At 63.0% G+C, this 24,935-nt stretch carries 23 protein-coding genes; 13 read left to right on the top strand and 10 right to left on the bottom strand.

Annotated elements, in window-relative coordinates:
• Window positions 1–236: 236 nt before the first annotated feature.
• Window positions 237–1,337 carry an NAD(P)-binding domain-containing protein gene (locus GMST_RS13730; protein ID WP_183355249.1) on the bottom strand — a complete coding sequence of 367 codons (1,101 nt, stop codon included), beginning with the start codon at window positions 1,335–1,337 and terminating at the stop codon, window positions 237–239.
• A gap of 254 nt (window positions 1,338–1,591) precedes the next feature.
• On the opposite strand from GMST_RS13730, the gene GMST_RS13725 reads away from it, so the two are divergent.
• Entirely contained in the window at window positions 1,592–1,954 is a 363-nt protein-coding gene (locus GMST_RS13725; RefSeq protein WP_183355248.1) for a YtxH domain-containing protein, read from the top strand.
• A 3-nt stretch (window positions 1,955–1,957) separates the two neighbouring features.
• On the opposite strand, the gene GMST_RS13720 is transcribed toward GMST_RS13725, so the two are convergent.
• The 3 genes from GMST_RS13720 to GMST_RS13710 all read right to left on the bottom strand — a co-directional run bounded on the left by GMST_RS13720 (window position 1,958) and on the right by GMST_RS13710 (window position 5,233).
• Window positions 1,958–2,581, bottom strand: a complete 624-nt coding sequence (locus tag GMST_RS13720) for a DUF3047 domain-containing protein (protein ID WP_183355247.1) — start codon at window positions 2,579–2,581, stop codon at window positions 1,958–1,960.
• Window positions 2,582–2,653: 72 nt separating this feature from the next.
• Window positions 2,654–3,544 (bottom strand): phosphoribosylaminoimidazolesuccinocarboxamide synthase, encoded by an 891-nt coding sequence (locus GMST_RS13715; protein ID WP_183355246.1) that lies wholly within the window; start codon window positions 3,542–3,544, stop codon window positions 2,654–2,656.
• Window positions 3,545–3,655: 111 nt separating this feature from the next.
• Window positions 3,656–5,233, bottom strand: a complete 1,578-nt coding sequence (locus tag GMST_RS13710; protein ID WP_183355245.1) for a peptidylprolyl isomerase — start codon at window positions 5,231–5,233, stop codon at window positions 3,656–3,658.
• Window positions 5,234–5,465: 232 nt separating this feature from the next.
• On the opposite strand from GMST_RS13710, the gene GMST_RS13705 reads away from it, so the two are divergent.
• The 5 genes from GMST_RS13705 to GMST_RS13685 all read left to right on the top strand — a co-directional run bounded on the left by GMST_RS13705 (window position 5,466) and on the right by GMST_RS13685 (window position 9,885).
• Complete coding sequence (locus GMST_RS13705; RefSeq protein ID WP_183355244.1) at window positions 5,466–6,509, top strand: rod shape-determining protein; 1,044 nt, start codon at window positions 5,466–5,468, stop codon at window positions 6,507–6,509.
• Window positions 6,510–6,653: 144 nt separating this feature from the next.
• Window positions 6,654–7,670, top strand: a complete 1,017-nt coding sequence (locus GMST_RS13700) for a glycosyltransferase family 2 protein (RefSeq protein ID WP_183355243.1) — start codon at window positions 6,654–6,656, stop codon at window positions 7,668–7,670.
• 60 nt (window positions 7,671–7,730) lie between these two features.
• Entirely contained in the window at window positions 7,731–8,303 is a 573-nt protein-coding gene (gene gmhA / locus GMST_RS13695; RefSeq protein ID WP_183355242.1) for a D-sedoheptulose 7-phosphate isomerase, read from the top strand.
• Window positions 8,304–8,381: 78 nt separating this feature from the next.
• Window positions 8,382–8,966, top strand: a complete 585-nt coding sequence (gmhB, locus tag GMST_RS13690; RefSeq protein ID WP_183355241.1) for a D-glycero-beta-D-manno-heptose 1,7-bisphosphate 7-phosphatase — start codon at window positions 8,382–8,384, stop codon at window positions 8,964–8,966.
• A gap of 139 nt (window positions 8,967–9,105) precedes the next feature.
• Window positions 9,106–9,885 (top strand): TSUP family transporter, encoded by a 780-nt coding sequence (locus tag GMST_RS13685; RefSeq protein ID WP_183355240.1) that lies wholly within the window; start codon window positions 9,106–9,108, stop codon window positions 9,883–9,885.
• Between the two features lie 163 nt (window positions 9,886–10,048).
• Here GMST_RS13685 and GMST_RS13680 read toward each other — a convergent pair whose 3' ends face one another.
• On the bottom strand, window positions 10,049–10,717 hold the full coding sequence (locus GMST_RS13680; RefSeq protein ID WP_183355239.1) for a hypothetical protein: 669 nt from the start codon (window positions 10,715–10,717) through the stop codon (window positions 10,049–10,051).
• A gap of 183 nt (window positions 10,718–10,900) precedes the next feature.
• Here GMST_RS13680 and GMST_RS13675 point away from each other — a divergent pair, with 183 nt between their 5' ends.
• The 3 genes from GMST_RS13675 to hypD all read left to right on the top strand — a co-directional run bounded on the left by GMST_RS13675 (window position 10,901) and on the right by hypD (window position 14,618).
• The gene (locus GMST_RS13675) at window positions 10,901–11,146 is read left to right on the top strand and encodes a SlyX family protein (RefSeq protein ID WP_246399618.1); all 246 of its coding nucleotides are present in this window, start codon (window positions 10,901–10,903) and stop codon (window positions 11,144–11,146) included.
• A gap of 192 nt (window positions 11,147–11,338) precedes the next feature.
• A complete protein-coding gene (locus GMST_RS13670) occupies window positions 11,339–12,253 on the top strand; it encodes a glycyl-radical enzyme activating protein (RefSeq protein ID WP_246399616.1) in 915 nt (304 codons plus the stop codon).
• A gap of 4 nt (window positions 12,254–12,257) precedes the next feature.
• Window positions 12,258–14,618, top strand: a complete 2,361-nt coding sequence (gene hypD, locus GMST_RS13665) for a trans-4-hydroxy-L-proline dehydratase (protein WP_183355238.1) — start codon at window positions 12,258–12,260, stop codon at window positions 14,616–14,618.
• Between the two features lie 209 nt (window positions 14,619–14,827).
• Here the strand turns inward: hypD and GMST_RS13660 are convergent, their stop codons facing one another.
• The gene (locus GMST_RS13660; RefSeq protein WP_183355237.1) at window positions 14,828–15,286 is read right to left on the bottom strand and encodes a bacteriohemerythrin; all 459 of its coding nucleotides are present in this window, start codon (window positions 15,284–15,286) and stop codon (window positions 14,828–14,830) included.
• A 122-nt stretch (window positions 15,287–15,408) separates the two neighbouring features.
• On the opposite strand from GMST_RS13660, the gene GMST_RS13655 reads away from it, so the two are divergent.
• The 4 genes from GMST_RS13655 to GMST_RS13640 all read left to right on the top strand — a co-directional run bounded on the left by GMST_RS13655 (window position 15,409) and on the right by GMST_RS13640 (window position 19,639).
• Window positions 15,409–16,374, top strand: a complete 966-nt coding sequence (locus GMST_RS13655) for a homocysteine S-methyltransferase family protein (protein ID WP_183355236.1) — start codon at window positions 15,409–15,411, stop codon at window positions 16,372–16,374.
• A gap of 88 nt (window positions 16,375–16,462) precedes the next feature.
• Entirely contained in the window at window positions 16,463–16,678 is a 216-nt protein-coding gene (locus tag GMST_RS13650; RefSeq protein WP_183355235.1) for a DUF1653 domain-containing protein, read from the top strand.
• A 236-nt stretch (window positions 16,679–16,914) separates the two neighbouring features.
• Window positions 16,915–18,315, top strand: coding sequence for a diguanylate cyclase domain-containing protein (locus GMST_RS13645; RefSeq protein WP_183355234.1), 1,401 nt, complete (start codon window positions 16,915–16,917; stop codon window positions 18,313–18,315).
• Between the two features lie 205 nt (window positions 18,316–18,520).
• Entirely contained in the window at window positions 18,521–19,639 is a 1,119-nt protein-coding gene (locus GMST_RS13640) for a methyl-accepting chemotaxis protein (RefSeq protein ID WP_183355233.1), read from the top strand.
• Between the two features lie 82 nt (window positions 19,640–19,721).
• Here the strand turns inward: GMST_RS13640 and GMST_RS13635 are convergent, their stop codons facing one another.
• From GMST_RS13635 to GMST_RS13620, 4 genes are all read right to left on the bottom strand, one after another.
• Window positions 19,722–20,243, bottom strand: coding sequence for a hypothetical protein (locus tag GMST_RS13635; RefSeq protein ID WP_183355232.1), 522 nt, complete (start codon window positions 20,241–20,243; stop codon window positions 19,722–19,724).
• Window positions 20,244–20,468: 225 nt separating this feature from the next.
• Window positions 20,469–20,957: a glutathione peroxidase gene (locus tag GMST_RS13630; protein WP_183355231.1), complete on the bottom strand. Its 489-nt coding sequence runs from the start codon at window positions 20,955–20,957 to the stop codon at window positions 20,469–20,471.
• A gap of 14 nt (window positions 20,958–20,971) precedes the next feature.
• Window positions 20,972–21,574: a short chain dehydrogenase gene (locus tag GMST_RS13625; RefSeq protein WP_183355230.1), complete on the bottom strand. Its 603-nt coding sequence runs from the start codon at window positions 21,572–21,574 to the stop codon at window positions 20,972–20,974.
• Between the two features lie 52 nt (window positions 21,575–21,626).
• Entirely contained in the window at window positions 21,627–24,638 is a 3,012-nt protein-coding gene (locus tag GMST_RS13620; RefSeq protein WP_183355229.1) for a BamA/TamA family outer membrane protein, read from the bottom strand.
• Window positions 24,639–24,935 lie beyond the last annotated feature (297 nt).

Raw genomic sequence — 24,935 nt, 5'->3', positions numbered from 1 at the left:
GATTTCTCGAGAACGGGGATGACGCGGAATGTGCTGATTTCCGCCGATTGAAGATCACCGGCTGAACCTAAAGGCAACGCCAACGACAAAAAAAGGGATGAACGCTGAACCGGGGAGCAGGTCCTGTCTCCGATCAGCTTCATCCCTTTTGTTTATTTCCTCGAGGAGCTTTGGCCGGTATCCGCGTGAATCCGTTCGGTCCGCGTCACCCGCGTGCTGTTGCCTTTGATCATTGACTACTTCTGCAATTTTCCCGCGATGGCGTCGATGACGTGGTGCGCGTCGTTGATCGCCGTGTAGATCAGGTTGGGGTGCTTCTCCTCCTGGATCGCCCCCTTGCTGATGCGCATGTACGAGGGGGAGATGGCCCCGCCGATCACGTAGACACCCTTTCTGGTGGACTCGAAATCGGCGGTGAGCAGCAGCAGCCGGTCCCCTTCCTTGGCCACCTGGCAGACCCCCTCGGCGCAGGCGATGGTCTGCACCCCGATCGAGTCGAAGATGGAGAGCGGACCCTGGCTGCCGATGCAGGCGATCACGTTCTTCATCGGGAAGCTCATCGCGTTGTAGCGCTCGATGCCGCCGGGGAGCTTGTCCTCGCTGACCCGGATCACCAGGCGGTCCACCCCCTCGTCGTCCACCTCGCCGATCCTCGGGGTCGCTCCCGGCATGAGGCGGATGTTGCCCCCCAAAAGGATCTCCTCGCCCAGCCGCTGTGCGGTCTCCTTGTTCACGTCGAAGGTCTCGGCCACGTGCGCCCAGTAGATCGGTTCCTTGTCACAGGCGTTGCGCTTCTCCTTGAGGATGGAGATGATCACGTCCGCCGCCGAGTTGCCGCCGCCGATCACCAGGGTGCGCACCCCCAGGTACTTCTTGGGGTCGTCCAGGGTCTTGGCCACCATCTTGGCGTCGCCGTACACGGAAAGCTCCCGCGGGATGTTGCTGCCGAAGGCAAGCAGCACCTTGCGTGCCTGGTACACCCCGCGCGAGGTCGCGACCTTGAGGAAATCGCGGCCGTCCTCGATCCCCTCGAACTGGGTTTCGGTCTGGACGTTGAGCCCCTCGTGCTGGACGAAATGCTGCACGTACTGGATGTACTTCTCCACCGCAACCGGCTTGTCCGGCGGCCGCAACTCCTCGACCAGGAACGGTTCGGGATTGTCCTTTGGTTTGGAAGGGTAGACGTTCTTCCCCTCGGGATAGGTGTTGGCTATGCCCTGGAAGACCGCCTTTCCTGATTCAATCAGGATGTGGGAGAGGCCCCGCTTGTGACACAGGTACGCCGCGGCTACTCCGCCGGGCCCCCCACCTACAATCAAGACGTCGTATATCGTCATGGAAAACCTCGGGAGACTATGAGAGATACCAACGACTTGACTATACACGTATAGCCTGGCGATTCAAATCATTAAAAACCCGGGACGACCGAGCTGCCGGCCGGAGCTCCCTGCGCCGCACCTGGTGCCCCCCCTGAAAGCAGGGGATAACACCTGCGGCTTGAAGCAAAACCTGGACTTGGCAAAGAGGGGACATACGGTACTATTGGTGGGCAGGAAATTCACCCCAAACAATAGAGAAAGGAGGACCCGCCATGTCGGAAAGAGAAGAAAGCAGCAGTGCAATGGTCGGGGCGCTCATGCTCCTGGTAGGCGGCCTGATCGGAGCAGGGGTAGCGCTTCTGTACGCCCCGCAAAGCGGCGACAAGACCCGCAAGGATGTGGCGCGCATGGCCAAGAAGGCGCGCCGTAAGACTCAAAATGCCATGGACGCCGTCGAGGACTTCACCGAGCAGGTGACGGACATGGCCGAAGCGGTTGGCGAGCGCGCCTCGGAAATACTCGAGACGGGCAAAGACATGGCCTACAGCGCCAAGAAGGGGCTCTTGAAGGCGATCCAGGACGGGGAGCACCGCCTGGAACGGGAGCGCTCCCGGCTCTCCAAGATGATAGGGTAGGTTTCAGGGCGCACTCAGGGTGATGTCACCGTACCAGGCGGTGGCCTCATCGTGAGTGTCGTCGGTGTCGGTCATGATGGCAACCCCCCCCAAGCGGGGGGGCTCTTCCCCGAAGATCCTCCGGTAGTCCTCGTAGACGTTCCTCTCCTCGCTAACCCAGCTCCCCGCTTTCTCGTTCCCGCTCTCCACGGCTATGATCCGCGAATTAGACGTGTAGGGGCTCGGTGCCTCGCCACCTTTGGGGAGCTTGTGCGCCCAGACGTAGTTGATGGCCCGCATGCGCCAGAAGAAGGTGCGCGGGAACACCACGTAGATGCGCGCGGCGAAGTCGTCCCCTTTCTTGGTGGCGATGTCCTCACGCTGCAGGGAGTGATCGATCTTCCAGCTCCAGGTGAGCTTCTGCAGCTGTTTTACGTCGGCGCTGAACTTCTTGATGAGTCCCGAGCCGGCGTTCACGCTGTGGGCCTTCAAGTGACCGTTGTCCAGGGTGTAGCTGGTCTTCCCCTTGAAAGGCTGATCGGTCCAGCCGGAAAGGTCTCCCTCGCTGAAGCGCCCCACGGCAATCTCGGTTGGGGAAGCGGCCCCTGCGGCGAGGATGGCGACTGCCAGGATCAGGTTGTTGAACATGGTGCCTCCAGGATGGGAAGTGAAAAAAAAGCCCCGCCGGTTGAGCGGGGCTTTTTGGCGCAGGGGAGGGGATTAGATCCCTTTTCCGGTCAGCTTGACCAGGGCTTCCATGTACTTCTCGCCGGTCTTCTGGACGATCTCGGCGGGAAGCGGCGGGGCCGGAGCGGTCTTGTCCCAGTCCAGGGTCTCCAGGTAGTCGCGCAGGAACTGCTTGTCGAAGGAGGGCTGCGGGCCTCCCGGCTGGTAGCTCTCCTTGGGCCAGAAGCGGCTGGAGTCCGGGGTCATGCACTCGTCGATGATGATGAGCTCACCCTCGTAGATGCCGTACTCGAACTTGGTGTCGGCGATGATGATCCCCTTGGCGTCGGCGATGTCGCGGGCCCTCTTGTAGATGTCGAGGGTTACCGCGCGCACCTTCTCGGAGATCTCCTTGCCGCAGATCGCGCACATCTGCTCGAAGGAGATGTTCTCGTCGTGGGTGCCAAGCTCCGCCTTGGTGGAGGGGGTGAAGATCGGTTCGGGGAGGCGGTCGGACTCCTTGAGCCCTGCCGGGAGCTGGATGCCGCAGATGGCGCCGGTCTTTTGGTAGTCCTTCCACCCCGAGCCGGAGATGTAGCCGCGCACGATGCACTCCGCTGCCAAAGGCTGGGCCTTCTTGACCAGCATGGAGCGCCCGGCCAGGACGTCGGCGTAGGGCTGGCACTCGGCCGGGAAGTCCTTCACCTCGGTGGAGATGATGTGGTTCTTGATGATCCCTTCCATCTGGCGGAACCAGAAGGCTGAGATCTGGGTGAGCACATACCCCTTGTTGGGGATCCCCTCGTTCATGATGACGTCGAAGGCGGAAATCCGGTCCGTGGTGACGATGAGCAGCTGCTCGCCCAGGTCGTAGATGTCGCGCACCTTGCCGCGTGCGGCGAGTTTCAGGCCGGGAAAATCGGTGTTCAGTACCGGTGTCGTCATGCTGTGTCTCCTTTTGCGTCCATCGTGGGCCTAAAAGTGAAAGGTGAAGGATGCCGGGGCATCCTCCACCTTGCTGTGACGTGCGATTTTTCGTGGTCCGACAGGTGAGGGCTAGTCGACGATCGACGGGTTGATCTCGATCTTCGCCTTGGACCTGAGCCCCTTGAGCCAGGTGTCCAGCGCCTCCTGCTGTTTTTTCGGCAGCAGGCTCTGCTTGATGGTACCGGACTGCCGGGCGAGGTCCGTGGTCGGGGCCTCGGTGCGGGACTTGAGCTTCACGGCGTACCAGCGGTCACCGATCTTGATGGGCTGCTTGGCGACCGGTGCGGCGTTGGTCAGGGTGAAGGCGGCGTCCATGAGTTCCGGCGAGGTCCCGAGGTTCGGGATGACACCGGTCGCCGCGTAGCCGAAGCTGCCGGTCGCCTTCAGGTTCGCACCACCCTTGGCGAGCTGGGCCAGGGCATCCTCGGCCTTCTTCTTGGCAAGGTCAGCGGCCTTGGCGTCGCGTGCCTTCTGCTCGACGGCCCCCTTGATCTGGGCCAGCGGCGGGACCTGGGCGGGCTTACGCTCGGTCACCTTCACCAGGTAAATCCCTTTCGGGGTTTCGATGGGGCTACCCAGTTCGTTCAGCTTCAGGGCAAAGGCACGGGTCACCAGCTCCTTTTCGCCGGAGAGCTGTGCCGGGGGAGCCTGCAGGGTGAAGAGTCCGGTCTTCTCGACCTTGGCGCCCAGCGCGGCGGCGGCAGCATCCAGGTCGCCCTGGGTGCGGAACTTGTTGGCGGCGTCGGCGGCCTTCTCATAGGCCTCCTTGGCGGCCTTGGCCTTGACGGCGTCGGCGGTCACCTGGTCCTTCACCTCGGCAAACGGGAGTATACCACCTTTGCCCTGGTAGCGATCGATGTTCTTCTGGTAGAAGTTCTGCGCCTCTTCCGGCGTTACGCTCGCCTTGGCGGCGAACTGGGCGGGGGAGACCACGGCGTAGGCGATGGCCACCTGCTCCGGGGCCTTGAACTCGGCCTGGTGGTCCTGCAGGTAGCTCTCGAGGTCCTTGTCGGAAAGCTTCACCTCGCCCTTCACCTCGGCGGGGGAGAAGGAGACGTACTGCAGGTCGATCTTGTCGTTTTGCTTTTTGAAGGCCTGGAGGATCTCCTGGTCGGAGACCGTCGCCTGGTCTTTGATCTTGTTGCGGGTTTTTTGGACCAGCAGCTCTTCCTGCTGCGCGTCCTCGAACTGCTCCGGGGTCATCCGGTTCATCTTCAGGGTCTGCTGGTACTGCTGGAAGTCGAAGGCGCCGTTTTTCTGGAAGGCCGGGACCTTGGCGATCTCGGCGGCCACTTCATCCTTGGAGACCTTGATCCCCATCTCCTTGGCTGCCTTGCGGACCAGGACGGCATCGATCAGGCCGTCGATGGTCATCTTCTTGATCCCCATGGTCTTTTCCAGCTCGGGGGAGAGGGAGCGGCCGTAGATCTGCTCGTAGATGCCGCGGGTGCGGTAGTAGCTCCTCTGGAAATCGTCGAGACTGATCTTGGTGCCGTCGACCTTTGCTGCATAGCCGGTCGGGCCGCCCGCCTTGTCACTGCCTCGGCCCCATACCAGGAAAATCGTGCCGATGAAGGAGAGCACGATGATACCGAAGACCAATTTGATCAAGATGGACTGTTGATACTTCCTCATTATTCCCAGCATTGCAGTTCGACTCCTTTGTACCAAAAAGTATGGACGGGACCATTAAAGAATAGTTGCGAATAATAAGGGAAGTGATCGGTAAAAGCAAGAGAAGATTGAGGTTAGGCGCGTACGACGCCTGTAGGACTCTTCGCGTAAGACCGGGTTTTCTTTGTTGCAAGGGTGCGGAGTTTTTGCTATATTTCGTCCTTTATCGGGCCGAGGGTCCGGATGATACTCAAAGGAGTCAACGATGCTCAAGATTTTCGATGCCTTGTTCGGCATGTTCTCTAACGACCTGGCCATTGACCTTGGCACTGCCAATACCCTGGTTTACCTCAAGGGCAAGGGGATCGTGGTGCGCGAGCCCTCGGTGGTCGCGGTCCAGAAGATGCAGAACGGGCAGCAGAAGGTGCTTGCCGTGGGGATGGAGGCCAAGAAGATGCTGGGCCGCACCCCGGGTACCATAACCGCAATCCGTCCCATGAAAGACGGGGTCATCGCCGACTTCGACATCACCGAGGAGATGCTGCGCTACTTCATCCACAAGGTGCACAACAGAAAGACCCTGGTGCGTCCGCGGATCGTCATCTGCGTCCCCTCCGGGATCACCCAGGTGGAGAAGAGGGCAGTGAAGGAGTCCGCCGAGTCGGCAGGCGCCCGCGAGGTGTACCTGATCGAGGAGCCGATGGCGGCGGCGATCGGCGCCGGTCTCCCCATCACCGAGGCCTCGGGCAACATGATCGTCGACATCGGCGGCGGCACCACCGAGGTGGCCGTCATCTCGCTGGCCGGCATCGTGTACACCAAGAGCGTGCGCGTGGGCGGCGACAAGATGGACGAGGCGATCGTCCAGTACATAAAGCGCAAGTACAACCTCTTGATCGGCGACCGCATGGCCGAGCTCATCAAGATCGAGATCGGCGAGGCGTACCCGGGGACCGAGGTGCTGCACATGGAGGTTAAGGGGCGCGACCTGGTTTCCGGGATCCCCAAGACCACCGAGATCGACTCCAACGAGATCCGCGAGGCGCTCTCCGAGCCGGTAACCGCCATCGTCGACGCGGTCAGGAACTGCCTGGAGCGCACCCCGCCCGAACTGGCGGCCGACCTGGTTGACAAGGGGATCGTCCTGGCCGGCGGCGGCGCGCTCTTGAGGAACCTGGACATCCTGCTGCGCGAAGAGACCGGGCTCCCGGTGGTCACCGCCGAAGACCCGCTCTCCTGCGTCGTACTGGGCTCCGGCAAGGTGCTGGACGAGCTGACCCTCCTGCGCAACGTGGCGGTCAGCACCTAAAAGGCAGGTTGAGGTTAAGGTTGGGGTTGAGTGAAACCCGCCAAGCCCGGTCTTTACCTTGATACGGCTGAGGACACCTTGCCTTTTCGGCAGGTGTCCTTTCTTTTCGTTTTCCTACCGGTTTTGGCACTCTGAGGACCCATCATGCCAGTTGCCACGATAGACATAGTTATCCCGGTCTGGAACAAGCCCGCCGATACCCGAAACTGTCTGGTCAACCTGATCAACTACACGCAGGACGCCCGCTTCGTCATGATGGACTGCGGCAGCGAGCGGGAGACCGAGCGCCTGCTGCAGGAGATCGCCGACGGTCTGGACGAGCGTGCCCTGCTGATGCGCGACGACAGCAACATAGGCTTCGTGCGCGCGGCCAACCGCGGCCTGGAGCGCTCCGAGGCGCCGTACATCGCGCTTTTGAAGAGCACCTCGCTGGTAAGCGCGGGGTGGCTCGAGCCGCTTTTGGCCTTCGCCGCGGCGCACCAGGACGCCGGGATCCTGGTGCCGCAGCACTCCCCGCCGGCCGCGGAGTACGAAACGCCCCTGGAGATCGCCTCGGGGAACTTCTCGGCACTGGTGATCAGGCGGGAGCTCTTCCAGGAGATCGGCGGCTTCGACGAGACGCTGGACGGCGCGGCCTGGTGCCTCAAGGACTTCACCCGGCGGGCCTGCGCCAAGGGGTACTACACCTGGCTGGTTCCGGGACCCGCGGTGGCCTGCAAGGAAGAGGTGCAACTCGGCTCCGAGCGGCGCCGGGAGGAGATCCTGCACCACAGCCAGGAGGTCTTCAGGGAGCGCTGGGGCGAGGGACAGAGCTACGTGCTGCACGTTCCGAAGGGGGTGGATCTAACCCTGTTGCGCCAGAAGTTCGACTGGCTCCTGAAGGGGGCGCGCCACGGCGACAGCTATTTCGTCCTGCTTCCCGCGGCGCTCTACAAGGCCGCCAAGCAGGAAGGCTTCGGCTACGTCCACGAGAACATCAGGCTGGTCGGGCTCCCCTTGCTCTCCACCGAATCGGGAAGGCGCAAGGTCTACGAACACCTCACCGTGGAGCACCCCGGGATACGGGCCGTAGCCGCCGTGGACGGGATCCCTTTCCCTTGGGACGTCGCCTATCTCCCCTTCACGGAACTCTCGGAACGGATCAGGGTAGGGTACCTGTAGACCGAGGGACATAAGTACAACGTAAGACGCACGGGACCGGCGGTCCGGGCAGGAGGCAGGGTGAAAGAGGAAATCCGGATACAGCTGCAGAGGCATTGCGAGGTCATGGCCGCCATCGAGCGGGATCTCACGCCCACGATCGAAGAGGTGGTGGAAATCCTCTGCGCCGGCTTTCGCGCCGGGAAGAAACTGCTGGTAATGGGTAACGGCGGCTCGGCTGCCGACGCGCAGCACTTCGCCGCCGAGATGGTGGGGCGCTTCAAACTGGAGCGGAGCGCGCTGCCGGCCATCGCACTCTCGACCGACACCTCGGCCCTCACCGCCATCGGCAACGACTACGGTTTCGACCGGGTCTTCTCGCGCCAGGTGGAGGCGCACGCCCAAGCCGGTGACCTGGTCTTCGGCATCTCCACCAGCGGCAACTCGCCCAACATCCAATTGGCGCTGGAGTGCGCCGCCCAGCGCGGCTGCCGCACCATTGCGCTTCTGGGCAAGGACGGCGGCAGCATCAAGGGGGTAGCCGAGCTCTCGCTCGTCGTGCCGAGCAACGATACGCCGCGCATCCAGGAAGGTCACATCACCATCATTCACATCCTCTGCGACCTGGTGGAGCGCCGGCTCTTCGCAACGTAGCGGGTAGCGCGGTCCGACAACTGCCGGCACGCCGGCACAACCGGCCTTGCGGACGGATTCAAGGCGAGCAGGTTTCTGATGGGAAAGCACAGGGCGGTTTTTCTGGATCGGGACGGTACCATCAACGTCGAGGTCGAGTATCTAAGCCAGGCAGCAGATTTTCAGTTGATCCCGGGGGTCCCCTGGGCCCTGAAGTGTCTCAAGGACGCGGGATACCTTTTGGTGGTGGTGACCAACCAGTCGGGGATCGCCCGCGGCTACTACGACGAGGCCGCCCTTGCGGACATCCACGAGCACATGCACCGGGACCTCGCCAGCTTCGGCGCCTCGCTGGACGCCTGCTACTTCTGCCCGCACCACCCGGAGCACGGCACCGGTGACAACCGCACCGACTGCGGCTGCCGAAAGCCGCTCCCCGGCATGCTGCAACAGGCGGCCGAAGATCTGGACATCGACCTCGCCGCCTCCTTCATGATCGGCGACAAGCTGGGCGACATCGAGGCCGGCATCGCCGCCGGGTGCACGCCGATGCTGGTGCTGACCGGCTACGGAAACCACGAGGTGGCGAAACTCCCCGAGGGGGTAGCGGTCTTCCCGGACCTGCAGGCTGCGGCGGAGGCTATCTTGAAACTCGACCGGCAGGGCTCCGACAGCCTCGACTGACACGTTTTCAGGCAGCAGACCGGAACCGGAATCCCCCTGGCCTTCAGGGGGATTCTTTTTTTCGCAACGCCCGCCACAATCAACTACCTGCCGCCCGGTGCGGCGCACCTGCTGGCGGTACCACGTACAAGGAAGTGCCATGACGTTTGCTTCTTCTGCAGTAGCCATTGCCCCGTCCCTTTTCCCCATTCTCTTTGTCACCGGTGCGGTCGCCGGACTCATCGATTCCATCGCCGGCGGTGGCGGCCTCATCACCATCCCGGTCCTTTTGGGGCTCGGGGTGCCCCCCCAGTACGCCCTGGGTACCAACAAGCTCCAGGCCAGTTTCGGCTCGGCGAGCGCCATGTTCCACTTCGTCAAGGCGGGGACCGTGAACCTCAGGGATGCCCGTCCCGGCGTGCTCTGGACCACGCTCGGCGCGATCCTCGGCTCCTACACGGTGCAGCAGATCGATCCCGGCTTCTTGAAGAAGTTCATCCCCTTTCTGCTCCTCGCCATCCTCTGCTACACCATCTTCACCCCGAGGCTTGGGGCCGAGGAGGTGCACCCGCGCCTGCCGCGCCGCTGGTTTTACTTCCTGGCGGGGCTCACGCTCGGCTTCTACGACGGCTTCCTCGGGCCGGGTACCGGTTCCTTCTGGGTGATCTCGATCATGCTGGGGCTCGGCTTCGACATGCGCAAGGGGACCGGTTATACCAAGCTCTTCAACTTCGTCAGCAACATCGTGTCGCTGGTGGTGTTCGTGTGGGGCGGGCACGTGCTTTTGTGGGCGGGTCTGGTGATGGGGGCAGGGCAGGCGGTGGGGGCCCGGGTCGGGGCGCGCCTGGTGATCAAGAAGGGGACCAGCTTCGTGCGGCCGGTCTTCATCTGCTCGGTCCTGGCGGTGACGGCCAAGCTCTTCTACGACAACTACAAGTAAGGCGTAACCAAAAGGGGCGAGTCCAGTGACTCGCCCCTTTTTTGTGTTCTTCCGGGAGTTCCCGGGAAGGTCAGGGCACCATTCCACGAAGCGCTGCGGCTGGCCACACGTTCCCCACTTTGCAAAAGGGGGGGACAGGGGGGATTCGCCTTAAGCAACCTGGCTAGATCTCCCTAAGATTCCCCGCTTCGCCCTGCGGGTCGCTCCCTGCGGCCTCCACCTGGTTTTCCAGGTGGGTGATCAGTTCGGAAAGCTGGGGGAGGAACCCCGCGGGGACCTCGTCGAGCGAGCGCAGCGACGACTCCAGGCGGCGCGCCGCCGAAAGCGTCGCCTTCAGGGGGGCGAGCGGGTTCGGCTCCTCGCGCAGGGCCGCCACTTCCTTGAACTTCTTCAGGACGGTCGGGTGGCTGCGCTCCTCCTCGACGATGCTCTTTCTGAGCTCGCCGTACTCCTCGTCGGAGAACCCCTTCTCCTCCTTGGCCTGGCGCAGGAGGTCGACCGAGCGGTAGTCGGGGAGCGGCTTCAGTTCCTGGCGCGGCGCCAAAAGCTGCGGTTCCTCCTTCTCCATGAAGCGGTAGGCCATGGTGAGCTTCTCGGCCGTCCCCCGCTTGATGCGGATCTCCTGCACGCAGTACTCCTCGAAGCTCCCATAACCCCACTCCCGGAAGTGTCCCTTGTTGTTCACCTGCAAGAGCTTCTCGCCCAGTTCAACCCAGGACGACTTGAACTGTTTGGCCTTGTCCAGGACGACATAGCGGTCCGAGCCCGGCTCGAGTTGTTCCATGATCTGCTCGATGTGGCGCTCGCCACTCGACTTAGGCGTATCAGGCATTGCTGTGCTTCCTCCTGTCCCGATCTCTCATAGGTACCGGTACTGGGAACTTAGCAGAATGCATTCTCTTTTTGAAGTTTTTTGTCTTGGCTAACGGTGAGATTCAGGTTAAAATTTGTACCTTGAACCCCGGTTGGCGAAGTTTTCCCGCGGGGTTGCCAGTTACCTTCCACCGAGTGACAGATGCCTTCCGACCAGGTTCGGGTGCGCGTCGAGGAGATACAGATGGAGCAGCGCCTGACCGATATGGAGATGCTGATCATGCACCAGGGGCATGTCATAGAACAGCTCAACGAGGTGGTGACCGCACAGCAGAACAGCATCGACCGGCTGATGCTGGACGTGAAGATCATAAAGGACCACCTGCGGGGGATGCAGGCTTCCGAATTGCGGCCGCTTTCCGAGGAAGAACCCCCGCCGCACTACTAAACGGCTGGGAAACAACGTTGAGAGGCGTTACCTGGTTGAGTCGTTAAGTGCACCGGCTCTGCCGCCAATGGGGCAGGGAGTCGTAACGACCCCTCCTCCGACCACTCGACGGTCCTCAACAAGCTAAACGGTTTCCAACCACTCAACGGTTTCAATCGACGCAACGGTTCCTCCCCAACGACAGGTGTCCCCTTGGTCTACGGCAGTCAGGCAACTCCAGTGGCAACCGGTACCGTGTTCAACCTGCAGCGCTATTCCCTGCATGACGGTCCGGGCATCAGGACCACCGTTTTTCTCAAAGGCTGCCCCGCGCGCTGCTGGTGGTGCCACAACCCCGAAAGCCAGGACCCCCACCCCGAAATCGCCATTTCCTCCTCGTACTGCATCGCCTGCGACGCCTGCCTGCTCTCCTGCCACGAGGGGCTCAAGCCGCGGGAGCACTGCGTCCTGTGCGGCGACTGCTCCACGGCCTGCCCGACCGGGGCGCGCAGCGTGGTGGGGAGCACCATGTCGGTGGAGGACGTGGTCTCCCAGGTGCTGCGGGACCGGATGTTCTTCGAGGACTCCGGCGGAGGGGTCACCTTCTCCGGGGGGGAGCCGCTCTCCCAACCGCACTTTCTGAAGGCGCTGCTCTCCGCGTTCCGCTCCCGCGAGATCCACACCTGCGTCGACACCGCCGGCCTTTGCTGCCCCGACGCGCTTCTCGAGGTCGCCCCCTTGGTCGATCTCTTCCTCTACGACCTCAAATGCATCGATCCCGCCCGGCACCTCGAGGGGACCGGCGTCGACAACCGCCAGATCCTTAAGAACCTGGAGTGCCTCGCTGCGCTGCACCGCAACATCTGGATCCGGATCCCGGTGGTCCCCGGTTTCAACGACGACCCGGCCGAGATGGAGCTGCTCGCCCGGGCCGTGGCCGGACGCCACGCCGTGCGCCAGGTCTGGCTGCTCCCCTACCACGAGACCTGGGCGGGGAAGCCGGAACGTTACGGCAAAGAGCTGCCTCTCCAGGCGCGGACCGGCGTGACGCCACCCGCACCGGAAGCCTTGGAGAACTTCGCCCGGATCTTCAGGGATCACGGCTGTACCACGAACATCGGAGGGTAATGCGATGACAGGAAGAACCAGTCGACTGCGCGAGGAAAGTCTGGCCGCGGAACCGGCGATCTCGGCCGAGCGCGCACTCTTGCTTACCGAATTCTACCGGGAGAACGAGGGGCGCTGGTCGGTTCCGGTCTTGCGGGCCAAGTCGTTTTACCACCTCTGCGAGAAGAAGGCGATCTACCTGGGGGAAGGGGAGCTGGTCGTCGGCGAGCGCGGCCCCGCTCCCAAGCTGGTGCCGACCTATCCCGAACTGACCTGCCACTCGGTCGAGGACCTGAAGATCCTCAACTCGCGCCCCAAGACGAGCTACCGGGTGGACGACGCCTGTCTCTCAGCCTATGCCGAGACGGTCATCCCGTACTGGACCGGCCGCTCGCTTCGGGAGAAGATCTTCGCAGCCCTCCCTGCAGAGTGGCACCAGGCCTACCGTCTGGGGATCTTCACCGAGTTCATGGAGCAGCGCGCCCCGGGGCACACCGTCCTGGACGACAAGATCTACCGCAAGGGGTTGCTCGACTTCAAAAAGGATATCGCCGGTTCCCTGGCGGAACTCGATTACCAGAACGACCCGCTGGCCTACGACAAGTGCGAAGAGCTGAAGGCGATGGACATCTCCTGCGATGCCGTGATCCTCTTCGCCGAGCGCCACGCGAAACTCGCCGAGAGTACCGCGGCTGCCACAAGCGACCCGGTGCGCAAGCGGGAGCTTATGAAGATCGCCGCCAACTGCCGCTGGGTGCCGGCGCACGCCCCGACCGATTTCTGGGAGGCGCTGCAGTCCTACTGGTTCTGCCACCTGGCCGTGATCACCGAGCTGAACGGCTGGGACGCCTTCAGCCCCGGTCACCTGGACCAGCACCTCATCCCGTTCTTCGAGCAAGGCTTGGCCGAAGGGACGCTCTCCCGCGAGGCGGCGCGCGAGCTCCTCGAGTGCTTTTTCGTCAAGTTCAACAACCACCCGTCGCCCCCCAAGGTGGGCGTGACTGCGGCCGAGAGCGGCACCTACACCGATTTCGCCAACATAAACCTGGGCGGACTCTTGCCCGACGGCTCCGATGGCAGCAACGAGGTGTCGCACCTGCTTTTGGACATCATCGACGAGATGCACCTGCTGCAGCCCTCGAGCAACATCCAGCTCTCCCGCAAGTCGCCCGACGCCTTCTTGAAGCACACGCTGAGGGTGGTGCGCAAGGGGTACGGCTTCCCCTCCATCTTCAACGCGGACAGCGTGGTGGAGGAACAGCTGCGCCAGGGGAAAACCCTGGTCGACGCCCGCGCGGGGGGGTGCAGCGGCTGCGTGGAGGTCGGCGCCTTCGGCAAGGAGGCCTACATCCTCACCGGCTACTTCAACCTGGTGAAGCTCCTGGAACTGGCCCTGCACGACGGCCTCGATCCGGCGAGCGGCGAGCAGCTGGGGCCGCATACCGGAGATCCGGCCGGCTTCGCGAGCTTCGACCAGCTCTTCGAGGCCTTCCGGCAGCAGCTCGCCCACTTCATCGGGATCAAGATCCGCGGCAACCGGCTCATCGAGATGATCTACACCCGCCTCATGCCGGCGCCGTTTCTGTCGGTGCTCACCGACGACTGTGTGAGCCGCGGCATCGACTACAACGCCGGCGGCGCGCGCTACAACAACAGCTTCATACAGGGGGTGGGGATCGGCAGCATCACCGACGCGCTCTCCGCCATCGCGCAGCTGGTCTACGACGAGGGGCAGCTTTCCCTCGCCGACCTGGCGGGCGCGCTCGACCGGAATTTCGCCGGCGACGAGCCGCTGCGCCAGCGCCTTTTGCACAAGACCCACAAGTACGGCAACGACGACGATTACGCCGATGACCTCATGCGCCGCGTCTTCGACGCCTTCTTCAACGAGGTGGACGGCAAGCCCAACACCAAGGGGGGCGTCTACCGGATCGAGATGCTGCCGACCACCTGCCATGTCTATTTCGGTTCGGTGACCGGCGCTACCTCGGACGGGCGCCTGAGCGGCACGCCGCTTTCCGAAGGGATCTCGCCGGTGCAGGGGGCCGACCGCAACGGGCCGACCGCGGTGATCCGCTCGGCAGGGAAGATGGACCACATCCGCAGCGGCGGGACGCTCCTGAACCTGAAGTTTTCACCGGGGATGCTGGCAGGGGAGGGGGGGATCGACGCGTTGGCGGGGCTGGTGCGCAGCTACTTCAAGATGGACGGGCACCACGTTCAGTTCAACGTGGTGAACGTAGCGACGCTGCGCAGGGCGCAGGAGCATCCCAGCGAGCACCGCGACCTGATCGTCAGGGTGGCAGGCTACAGCGACTACTTCTGCGACCTGAGCGCCGCGCTGCAGAACGAGATCATCGAAAGGACCGAGCACACCTCGCTCTAGGGAAGGTGCTCGAGATGTTCCGGAGGGCGACCAAAGCAACCATCTGACGCCTGGGCTTTTACCTCCCCTCTCCCCTGGCGGGAGAGGGGAGGGGTGAGGGGGAAGCTGCTACGAGCTGAGCTGCCGATACCAGGTGCCGCGCGCCGGGCGAAATGATTATTCGCCCCTACGATTCATGCAGGCGTGAAAATCGCGCTGAACCGTGTGCGCTACAGCGTGATAACGACGCCCACCGCCTGGTTGGATTCGGTCTCTTCTGCAGGGGCTGGTTCGCAGGCGTGGATCTGCACCGCGAAGGCGCGGTCCGCTTCGAGGATGTGGTTGAGGATCCAGTCGCGCAGCATGACGACCAGCTCCAGGGCGAGAGTGGTTCGTCCCGAGTAGAAATCGAGCTGCTGCGTCGTGATCCGGTCGATGAAGGATGCGTGCAGTTGCTGGTGTGCGGAGCGCTGCGGGTAGCGGTACTCTGCCATCAGGCGTTCTTCAACGGCAAAGTGGTAGGTGGCGTAATTGATCAGTTCGTCGATGACCTCTTCCAACTCCGACCTGTGTTTCTTTTCCAGGAAGAGCTGGTAGGTCTTGTCGAACAGGCTCAAAAGGTGCCGGTGGTGTTCGTCGATTTCAGGTAAGCCAACAGCGTACGAATCGTTCCATTCAATGACAGACATGGGGCCCTCCGGGACTGAACTTAAGCTACTGATTGCTTTTCGGCGCCAGATCCTAATTGTTGAGCACTAGTTTGCAGTTTTTTTCACTCGATAACTCATGCAATTTCTCTGCGGGAGTCGTCATGTCCGTTACCAGTTTGAGCGAGCTGCTTCACCAAGGGCGCTGCATCTTGGGGGAAGGGGCGGTGATCGAGAGGCTGCGGCGCGATCCTGCTATCGAGCTGGACCCGCACCTGGTCAATTCCCATCTCGTCTACCTGGAGCAGGGGAGGCGGGCCCTGGCGGAGATCAGTGGCGGATATCTGGCTATTGCGCGTCGCTTCGGCCTGCCGCTTTTGCTCTCCACCCCGACTTGGCGCGCCTCGCGCGAGCGGATCGCTGCGGCCGGCCTTAAGGACAGGGATGTGAACGGTGACAACTTCAGGTTCCTGGACCAGTTGAGGAAGGGGTGCGGCGCCTTTGCCGAGCGGGTGTACATCTGCGGGCTGCTCAGCTGTTCCGGCGACGCTTACCGACCCGATCAGGCGCTCACGGTAGCGGAAGCGCGCGAGTTCCACGGCTGGCAGGCAGCGCAGCTCTCGGCATCCGGAGTGGATCTGCTGCTCGCCTCGACGCTGCCGGCTTTGAGCGAGGCGACCGGGCTGGCGCAGGCTCTGGCGGCAACCGGGCTCCCCTACATCGTCAGTTTCGTGGCGCGCCCTGCGGGAACCCTGCTGGATGGCACGCCGCTCGACGAGGCGGTCCGCACGGTTGACGCCTCCTCGCCGCACAGGCCGCTCGCCTACCTGATCAACTGCACCCACGCCAGCGTTTTCCGCCGCGCGCTCCTCGACCCTGAGGGCTCGTCGGATCTGGTTCGGGAGCGCGTCGTCGGACTTTTGGCGAACACGGCGGCTCTTTCCCCCGAAGAACTCGACAACAGCGCAGAGCTCATCGAGGAGGACCCGGAACTTTTCGGGCGTTCGGTTGCCGCCTTGCGTCGGGACCTGGGGATGCAGCTGCTGGGCGGTTGCTGCGGCACCGACGACCGGCACATCGAAAGCCTCGCGCGCTACCTGGTCGAGCAGGGCGCTGTCATTCAACCGTGATGAGGGAGCCCTGCCGCAAGCGGACCCCGTTATCGACGACCCTGCGATTCAACAGCTCCAGACCCAACGACGTTAAGGATCAAGACACATGCACCTGCAACCCGGCCGGTACCGGCACTACAAAGGCAATTCCTACCAGGTGATCGGCGTTGCCCGCCACAGCGAAACCGAGGAACTGATGGTGGTGTACCAGCAACTCTACGGCGACCAGGGGCTATGGGTACGCCCCCTGGAGATGTTTCTCGAGTCGGTGCTGGTGGAGGGGCGAGCCGTTCCGAGGTTCGAGCGCTGCGCTCCCGACTGAGGCTCGCCAGGCGTTGACGCTTCCCCCCCGTTCCACCCCGGCACTACATCCTCCCGCAACGATCCGTTCTTGCTAGGCTCTCCCGACTGCAACCTTTTCTAACGCTCTCCCCGGCTAAATCCGCTCAAGCTCTGACGGAATTCGCCGATAGATTGTTAACCTGGAAAACCGCGCCTGATGTTCGTCTGGGCCCGGCAGCATCGCGCCTGCAGCAGTTGCACCGGTTGGAGAATGACATGCTTCATGACAATGTGCGCCACAACTCTGGCAGCCTCACGCCGACCCGAATCCTTCACCTCGAAAACAACGCCGAACTCGCCCACCTGCTGAAACACCACCTGGAGCGCTTCTCCTACCTCGTCGATACGGTCGCCGACAGCGACGGATGTTTCGAGGCACTCAAAGCTGCACGCTACCGCGCCGTCGTGCTCGGGTACCGACCCGCCAACCTGGATGGGCTCGAGGTGCTGCGCCGGTTGGCGGATCGAGATCCGGCTCCCCCAGCCGTCATGGTCACCGGGGAGGGAAGCGAAGCGGTGGCGGTCGCCGCGCTCAAACTAGGGGCGGTTGACTACCTGGTGGTCGATGACCAGCAAACCTACCTGGAAATGCTCCCCGGGGTGCTCGGCCAGGCCCTGGAGCGCCCTCGGCGGGGTCCGGGGCTGCGGCAGTTGGAGCGCTACCGCGACCTTGTCGATCTTTCCCCCTACGGCATCACGCTTTACCGGGACGGGCGCTTTGAATACATCAACCCCGCAGGGCTCAAGATCCTTGCGGCATCCGGCAGCGACGATCTGTTGGGGAGAGAGATCCTGGAGTTCGTCCACCCGCACTACCACCAGGTGTTCCTGGAACGGTTGCGGCTTCTGGAAGAGCGCAGTATCGAGGTCCCCTGGATGGAGGAGAAGTTTCTCCGCCTGGACGGCGTACCGGTCGACGTCGAAGTCACCGCGCACCCCTTCGGCCAGGAAGGAAGCCCCGCCTTCCAGATCATCTTTCGCGACATCACCGAACGCAAGGCCGCAGTGCAGCGCCTGGAGCGGATGGCGCACTACGACGAGCTGACCGCGCTTCCCAGCCGCAGCTTCTTCTACGACCGCCTGGACCAGCTGATCCTGCAGGGGAAGCGCGACGGGGCCCGCTTCGCCCTGTTGTTCATCGACCTGGACCGCTTCAGCGAGGCGAACGAGGAGTTCGGGCACTACTACGGTGACCTGATCCTGAAGGAGGTTGCGGTGCGGCTTAAGTCGTGCCTGCGGGAAACCGACACGGTGGCGCGCCTGGACGGGGGCGAGTTCGTGGTGATCCTCTCGAAAATCGCCGGCCGGGAGGATGCTGCGCGCGTAGCCGAGCGGATCTCCAGCGCACTGCTCGAGCCGTTCGACCTGCAGGGGCAGGTCTGCTTCCTGGGGGCCAGCATCGGGGTGAGCCTCTTTCCGGAAGATGGCGAGACCAAGGAACAGCAGCTCCTCAAGGCCGGTACCGCCATGTACTGCAGCAAGCAACTCGGACGCAACAGCTGCCACTTTTTCAGTCCCGACCCGGCCCATGGCGACCCACCCAGGCGCCTTACCCGCAGTGGCGCAGTACCGGGAACCGAGGCGGTTGCCCATGCGGACTCCCTGCCGGTTTGGTGACGGTCAGCGCTGCTACCGGTACCGCGCGGCGCATGGCGGCTTTTTTTGCTGAACCCGCAGGAAACACTCAAGCTTTTTGCGAGCCTGCCGAAAAAAGCTGTAGGAGTGTTCCTGCATCCGAAGTGGTGGATGTCAGAGCGCGTTACCGAACACTGCGGCCTCTCGTTAGCTTAGAGACCACCCAAACCGATCAAGGAGAATGCTGATGGGACTTTTCGGAGGGTTCAACATCCAGGAGTTGGAGGAGAAAAAGGCGGAGATCGCGAAGCTGCTGCAGATGTTCGACAACGTCGACAACATCGTCATGCTCTGCGACACCACGCCGGAGAACAAGATCTTTTACATGAACAGCCGGTCCAAAGAGCTGTTCAGCCAACACCGCGGCGAACTCAATGCCGGGTTGCGCGGGGCGGACGTCGCCCAGGCGGCCGGGAACTCGATCCACCAGTTCCACAAGGACCCGGCCCGCATCAGGAAGATCTTCGCCGCGCCGCGCAACGATATGCCGCACCGCGCCGAAATCCCCATCGGCGAGCGCACCTTGCGTACCACGGCCTACCCGATCTGGGACCAGCTCAACCCGAACAAGGTGATCTGCTACATGGCCTGCTGGAGCGACATCACCGCCGAAAAGCGCATCGAGGCGATGACCGACCAGCAGAAGCAGCGCAAGGAGTACCTTGAGATCCAGGTGGCGCAGATAGCGACCGCCATGGAGGAGATGAGCGCCACCGTCAACGAGGTCGCCCACAACACCACCAACGCCTCGGATTCGGCAAGTAACGTCGCCAACAGCGCGCGGGAAGGGCAGCAGGTGGTGAACCAGGCGGTGCTCGAGATGCAGAAGGTGGCGGAGATCGTGCGCAACTCCGCCGTCATCGTCAGGAGCCTGGGGGCCAAGTCCGAGAAGATCGGCGAGTTTGTCAGCGTCATCAACGATATCGCCGACCAGACCAACCTTCTGGCCCTGAACGCGGCCATCGAGGCGGCGCGCGCCGGCGAGCAGGGGCGCGGCTTCGCGGTGGTGGCCGACGAGGTGCGCAGCCTCGCGGACCGGACCGTGGCCTCCACCAAGGAGATCCGCCTCATGGTGAACGAGATCCAGAAGGAAACGGGTCTTGCGGTGGAATCGATCGAGAAGGGGAAGGCCGAGGCCGAGATAGGCGAGAGTCTCTCCCAACAGGCGGACGAGGCGCTCACCAACATCGTGGGTTCCATCGAGCTGATCGAAACGGTGATCTCCCAGATCGCGACCGCCTCGGAAGAGCAGGCCGCGACTGCCACGATCATCGCGAGCAACCTGGAAGAGATCTCCCGCAGCTGACGGTCCTGCGGCAGCACTAGACAAAAAAGACGGCGCAACCACATCAGGTTGCGCCGTCTTTTTTTGGTGCGAAAAAGGTGTTTCAGTAGCCCAACGTGGGGCCGGGACCCGGTTCGTCACCGTGGATCTTCAACAAGACGTAGTCGCTGAACTTCTCGGTGGAGACGAGGTAACGGACCTCCTGGGGGTGATCCGGAGCGTGCTGCATGAGCGTCGCCGGTACCCGGACCTGCGGCGCTCCGGTCGCATGCGTCTCCAGGATCGAGCGCCGGATCACGCAACCGGAGCAGTGGTAGGTGTTGCCGCAGCCGCCGGGGAGCCGCGAGTAGGCACACTCGAAGACTTCGCCGGCGCGGTGCCCGGCAAACTGGGAGGCGTCCTTGCCGAGCAGGCTCAGGGCCTTGTCGTTTGCCGTCTTGACGATGCCCTCGAAACTTACCAGCAGTACCGGGATGGAAATCAGGTCCAGGAATTTCCGGAGGTCGTTGGGGATGTTGATGATGACCGCATTGGCACAGGGAAGACAGATGCCGTAGGAGATGCCTTTGCCCGAGCTGTCGCTCTCACTCAATTTCTTGCCGCACCACGCACAAATCTGTTTCATGTCACGCGAAGACCTCGTTTGCTGAATCTGGTCTGCTGCAGAGAAACCCCGTGCACGGTAGCTGGCTTGATACGTTGAAGCCGTGGTGGCTGTGCTGTCTCTCTCCTGCCTGTGGGTAAAATGCTGATTCGGTCGTAAGATGACTCTAAGTTTGCCAGATTAAATCACCCGAAAATCTAATGCAAGAAAAATAATGGTGCCTGCCCCGGCTCCTTACGCACGCCGCTAGAGCAGGGGGAGGATATCCTTTGCGATGCTTTCCGGGGTAGCGGTCGGCGCGTAGCGCTGCACCACCTCTCCGCCGCGGTCCACCAGGAACTTGGTGAAGTTCCACTTGATGGCCTCGCTCCCCAAAAGCCCCTTCTGTGCCGACTTGAGCAGCCGGTAGAGCGGGTGGGTCCCCGGGCCGTTCACCTCGATTTTGGCGAACATCGGGAAGCTCACCTGGTAGGTGAGGGAGCAGAAGGAGCGGATCTCCTCGGCGTCTCCCGGTTCCTGGTGCCCGAACTGGTCGCAGGGAAAGCCGAGCACCACCAGACCCCGGTCGCGGTAGCTGCGGTAGAGCTCTTCCAGCCCCGCGTACTGGGGGGTGAAGCCGCACTTGCTGGCCACGTTGACGATGAGCAGCACCTTGCCGCGGTACTGCTCCAGGGTCTGGCGCTCGCCTTCGAGGCTCGTCACCTCGATGTCGTAGATACTCTCCCGTTCCTGCATCTGCTCCCTCCCAGTCAGGCAAAATCCCTCGCATTGATGACGATACCGCTGCGCGCCCCGGAAATGCTGGAGCGGTACGCCTCGGCCACACGTTCCGCCGGAATCCCCAGCGAGGTGTCCATCCCCAGGGCCAGCAAGGTCTCTTTCACCCACGGCGGGCTCACCACGTTGATCCGGATGCCGCGGGGCATCTCCAGCGCCGCCGCCCGGACGAAACCCTCGATGCCCGCGTTGATCATGCTGATCGAACTGCTTCCCGGCATCGGCTGCTGGCTCAAGACGCCGCTGGTGAGGGTGATGGACCCCTGGTCCTTGATGTGGTTCAAGGCCACTCGCACCAGGTTCACCTGCCCCATGAGCTTGCTGTCCAGGCCGAGCTGGAAGTCCGCATCGCTTAACTCGGTGAGCGGTGCGAAGCGCGCCACGCCGGCCGCGCAGATCAGCGCATCGAACGGACCCACCTCCTTGAAGAGCTTATGCAGCGATTCCTTGCTGGTGATGTCGGCGCGGATGTCCCCGCTTTTCGAGGCAACCTTCACTACCTCGTGTTCTGCGCTCAGGAGCTTGGCGACAGCTTTGCCGATGGTGCCGGTTGCTCCCACGACGATGACTCTCATAGCCTTATCCTCCTCTGTGTGAGGGCGTCGGCTTTGACAGTGCCCGGCCGCCCTACAGGTTGACGTATATCGTTAAGTATACCTGGTTTTCTCCTCCGGCGCGGAAGCCGTGTGCAACGCCGAGCGCCGGCGTCACCTTGAGCCAGTATCCCAGGGTGAGGTCCAGGCGGGCCTCGGCGCCGATCCCGACCTTGAGCCGGTCGGTGTCGAAATGGTTCTGGTCGTCCCAGACTTCGCCCGCGTCGACGAAGAGGGCCCCGTGCAGTTTCTCGGCGAACACCGGACCGGTGCCGGGGCCGGCCATCGGGTAGAAGAGCGGCGCCCGGTACTCCGCGGTGCCGGTGGCCACGAACTTACCGGTCTGGGAGCGGGACGGGTAGCCGCGCACCGGGTACGGGTTCAGATCGGAAGGGACGCCGCCGATCTGGAAGGCCTGCTGCGCGTACCTCTGGCTCAGGTCGGCGATGCCGCCGGACAGGCGCAGGTAGAGCACCTGGTGCCGTTCTGAGCCGAAGGGGAGCTTCAGATACTCCTGGTAGCGGGCCTCGAGCTGGGAGTAGTCCAGGTCGCCCCCGAAGGCCCGGTCGAAGCGGCGGTAGGTGAGGTCGACGGTGCGCCCTTCCTCGGGGGAAATCGAGTAGGGGTAGCTTAAGGCGTTGTCGATGATGAGCCCGGCGAAGAGGTTGGTGCGCCTCCCCTGGAAGACGTTGAGCCCGTTGAACCTCCCCGACGGGCTCAGGCCGGTGAGCGCGCTCTGGTCTTCGAACTGGTAGCCGCCGGTTAAGAGGTAGCGCGATTCCAGGAAGTTGATCGGGTAGGAAACCTGGGCGGTGAACCCCTGGTCGAGCTCCCAGTAGTCGCCGCGCTGCTGCAGGTTGCCGTAGAGGACCGGCTGCACGTGCCCGAGCAGCGTGTAGGTCGGGTAGAAGTAATCGTTGCGGTAGATGAGGTCGAAATAGCCGCGCTCTCTCCCGAAGCTGTAATCGGCCGAAAGGGCGTAGGACTGGTAGCCGAGCACGTCGGCCCCCGCGGTGAAGACCCCGAGGACCGGGGAGTCGGAACCGTCGCCGGTCAGCCGGGGGAGCCAGAAGTGTGGCAGCAGGGTAGGCCAGGCCCGGTAGGGGGCGCCGGTCACCGCCGGAAGGGCCGGTTCGGAAGTCGTGGCCACAGCGGCCGCAGCCGCAGCGCTCGGCGCGCGAGTCGCGCCCCCAGGTGCCGCGGGGGCTGTTGCCTGCTGCTGGTTTACCGGCGCGCCGGTTGCCGGGCCTGCCTGCTCGACCGGGAGCTTGCGGGTAAGCGGCAGGGAGGGGCCCCGCTCCGTGCTGAAGTTCCCGGGATCGAATGCTAGCTGGGCGATCCGGAAGCCGCGGCTTTCGTAACTTGAGAAGACTGCGGCCTTGCCGTCGGGGGCGAGGCCAGGCTGGAGCGCTCCCCCCAGGAGGTGGCTCACCTGGTAGCTCTGCCGGTCGGCGAGCCGGAAGGCGAAGAGGTTGAAGACCCCCGTCTCGTCGGAGACATAGACGATGAAGGAGCCGTCGCGCGACCAGCTCGGCTGGTCCACGCTGAAGGGGGCGCTGAACAGGGTGGAGTCCTCACCGGTCGCCACGCGGAAAAGGTGCAGCGAGCTGTGGCCGGCGTTGTCGCGCAGGGCATAGCAGACGCTGCTGCCGTCCGGCGACCAGCGCGGGTTCGAGACCCTCTGGTCGCTGTAGCGGGTAAGCTGGCGCGGCTTCAGGTCGCGCTCCAAGAGAACCAGGTTCTGGCTGCCGCGGTTGCTCGCCACCGCCACGAAGCGGCTGCCGTCGGGGCTTGCGTCGACACCGGAGAGCCGCTCGCCGCGGGTGAGCCGGGTGATCCGGTCTTCAGCTATGCCGTACTCGTAGAGATCCTGGTAGACGTCGAAGCCGCGGTTGATCTCTGCCTGGGTGAAGTAGAGCTTCGAGCCGTCCGGCGACCAGCTCAGGTTCCCGTCCGAGGGGAGGCGCCGGAACTCGGCGACCTGGTTCGCGCCGGTGCGGTCGGTGACCACCACCGTAGTGTGGTCGTGCGGGTCGCGCCGGGTGTAGGCGAGGCGGCTGCCGTCGGGAGAGAACCTCGGGTTGGTGAGCCGCTCCCCGCGGTCGCTCAGGATGAGGGTCGGGGTAAACGGCTTTTGGGAGAGTTTCGCGATCTTCTTCTGCTGCTCCGCGCGCAGCTCCAGGAGCATGTCGTTGTAGAGCCGGTCGTAGCTTTTACCGAAGAACTGCTCCGGCGCCCCGTTGATGAAGTAGGGGAAGCGGCCGGCATGGCTCAGGTTCAGGACGCCGAGGGCATCCTTGCCGTAGCGGTCCGCAAGGAACTTCTGGAACCGGTAGCCGTAGAGGTAGCGCAGGTTCCCGGAGGGCCAGAAGGGGACGTCGCCGTTGATCTGGTCCACCCGGGGGAGCCTGTTTTGCGCCACGGCCATGCGGAAGACCATGTCGTAGTAGCTGCTGGTGCCGCGCCCCTGGCCGTTGAACTCGGTCTCGGCCCAGGTCGCCATCCCTTCGTGCCACCAGCGGGGGAGGAAGATGTTCGGAGGGGCCGAGAGGAAAAAGACCAGTTCGGAGAAAGGATCCGCCCCGGGGATCGACTTGCCGAAGATGCTGCGCGTGGTGCGCCAGAAGCCGCGCGAGGGGTCGAGGTTCACGATGTGGGTGTACTCGTGGGTGATCAGGACCTTGAGCCAGTCGTCGTACTCGCCGATGGTCGAGTCGAGCGCCGGCGGTACCACCTGGATCAGGATGGAGTTGTAGGGGAGGGCGGTGGTGAGCCCGTTGGTGAAGTCGGAGTTGTCGATCAGCACCAGTTGGGTCTTCTCTACCGGCCGCCAGCCGAACTGGTTGCCGAGCGAATCGTGCACCTCTTCGGCGATGGCCGCCGCCTTACGCGCCACAGGTTCGAGCCCCTGGTGGTAGTGGACCGAGAAGTTGGCCGTCTCGATGGTGGAAAAGACGAACGAGGTGTCGAGGTGCGCGGCGCGGGAAACAGAAGCCAGGCAGAGCATGGCCAGGGTGACCAGGACAGCGATAACAGATGATCTCATAAGCTCCTTTCGTGAAAGAAACAGGGATAATGGGATAAAACCTAATCTAACAGGGATGAATGGGATTGATGGGATAAACTCTTATCTAACGGGGATTAATGCGATGAAAGGGACGAAGGGATACATCAAATGCCGTAACTTAGACGTGGACTTAACGGATTTAGGCCCAGTTTTGCCTTATTCCATTTATCCCTGTTAGTTTTGCAGTAGCCTTATCCCGTTAATTCCATTTATCCCTGTTAGTTTTGCAGTAGCCTTATCCCGTTAATTCCATTCATCCCTGTTAGTTTTAGGGTT

The organism is Geomonas silvestris (assembly GCF_014193515.1).
Taxonomy (GTDB): Bacteria; Desulfobacterota; Desulfuromonadia; order Geobacterales; family Geobacteraceae; genus Geomonas; species Geomonas silvestris.
This window is presented reverse-complemented; position numbering and strand designations above follow the sequence as displayed.

Excerpts from the sequence above, each read along its gene's own strand:
- gmhB (WP_183355241.1), top strand. The coding sequence starts at position 8,382 with ATGGGAAAGCACAGGGCGGTTTTTCTGGATCGGGACGGTACCATCAAC.
- GMST_RS13720 (WP_183355247.1), bottom strand. The coding sequence starts at position 2,581 with ATGTTCAACAACCTGATCCTGGCAGTCGCCATCCTCGCCGCAGGGGCC.
- GMST_RS13680 (WP_183355239.1), bottom strand. The coding sequence starts at position 10,717 with ATGCCTGATACGCCTAAGTCGAGTGGCGAGCGCCACATCGAGCAGATC.
- GMST_RS13675 (WP_246399618.1), top strand. The coding sequence starts at position 10,901 with ATGCCTTCCGACCAGGTTCGGGTGCGCGTCGAGGAGATACAGATGGAG.
- GMST_RS13685 (WP_183355240.1), top strand. The coding sequence starts at position 9,106 with ATGACGTTTGCTTCTTCTGCAGTAGCCATTGCCCCGTCCCTTTTCCCC.
- GMST_RS13725 (WP_183355248.1), top strand. The coding sequence starts at position 1,592 with ATGTCGGAAAGAGAAGAAAGCAGCAGTGCAATGGTCGGGGCGCTCATG.
- hypD (WP_183355238.1), top strand. The coding sequence starts at position 12,258 with ATGACAGGAAGAACCAGTCGACTGCGCGAGGAAAGTCTGGCCGCGGAA.
- GMST_RS13705 (WP_183355244.1), top strand. The coding sequence starts at position 5,466 with ATGCTCAAGATTTTCGATGCCTTGTTCGGCATGTTCTCTAACGACCTG.
- GMST_RS13700 (WP_183355243.1), top strand. The coding sequence starts at position 6,654 with ATGCCAGTTGCCACGATAGACATAGTTATCCCGGTCTGGAACAAGCCC.
- GMST_RS13645 (WP_183355234.1), top strand. The coding sequence starts at position 16,915 with ATGCTTCATGACAATGTGCGCCACAACTCTGGCAGCCTCACGCCGACC.
- GMST_RS13640 (WP_183355233.1), top strand. The coding sequence starts at position 18,521 with ATGGGACTTTTCGGAGGGTTCAACATCCAGGAGTTGGAGGAGAAAAAG.
- GMST_RS13635 (WP_183355232.1), bottom strand. The coding sequence starts at position 20,243 with ATGAAACAGATTTGTGCGTGGTGCGGCAAGAAATTGAGTGAGAGCGAC.
- GMST_RS13715 (WP_183355246.1), bottom strand. The coding sequence starts at position 3,544 with ATGACGACACCGGTACTGAACACCGATTTTCCCGGCCTGAAACTCGCC.
- GMST_RS13660 (WP_183355237.1), bottom strand. The coding sequence starts at position 15,286 with ATGTCTGTCATTGAATGGAACGATTCGTACGCTGTTGGCTTACCTGAA.
- GMST_RS13730 (WP_183355249.1), bottom strand. The coding sequence starts at position 1,337 with ATGACGATATACGACGTCTTGATTGTAGGTGGGGGGCCCGGCGGAGTA.
- GMST_RS13620 (WP_183355229.1), bottom strand. The coding sequence starts at position 24,638 with ATGAGATCATCTGTTATCGCTGTCCTGGTCACCCTGGCCATGCTCTGC.
- GMST_RS13655 (WP_183355236.1), top strand. The coding sequence starts at position 15,409 with ATGTCCGTTACCAGTTTGAGCGAGCTGCTTCACCAAGGGCGCTGCATC.
- GMST_RS13625 (WP_183355230.1), bottom strand. The coding sequence starts at position 21,574 with ATGAGAGTCATCGTCGTGGGAGCAACCGGCACCATCGGCAAAGCTGTC.
- GMST_RS13650 (WP_183355235.1), top strand. The coding sequence starts at position 16,463 with ATGCACCTGCAACCCGGCCGGTACCGGCACTACAAAGGCAATTCCTAC.
- GMST_RS13630 (WP_183355231.1), bottom strand. The coding sequence starts at position 20,957 with ATGCAGGAACGGGAGAGTATCTACGACATCGAGGTGACGAGCCTCGAA.
- GMST_RS13710 (WP_183355245.1), bottom strand. The coding sequence starts at position 5,233 with ATGCTGGGAATAATGAGGAAGTATCAACAGTCCATCTTGATCAAATTG.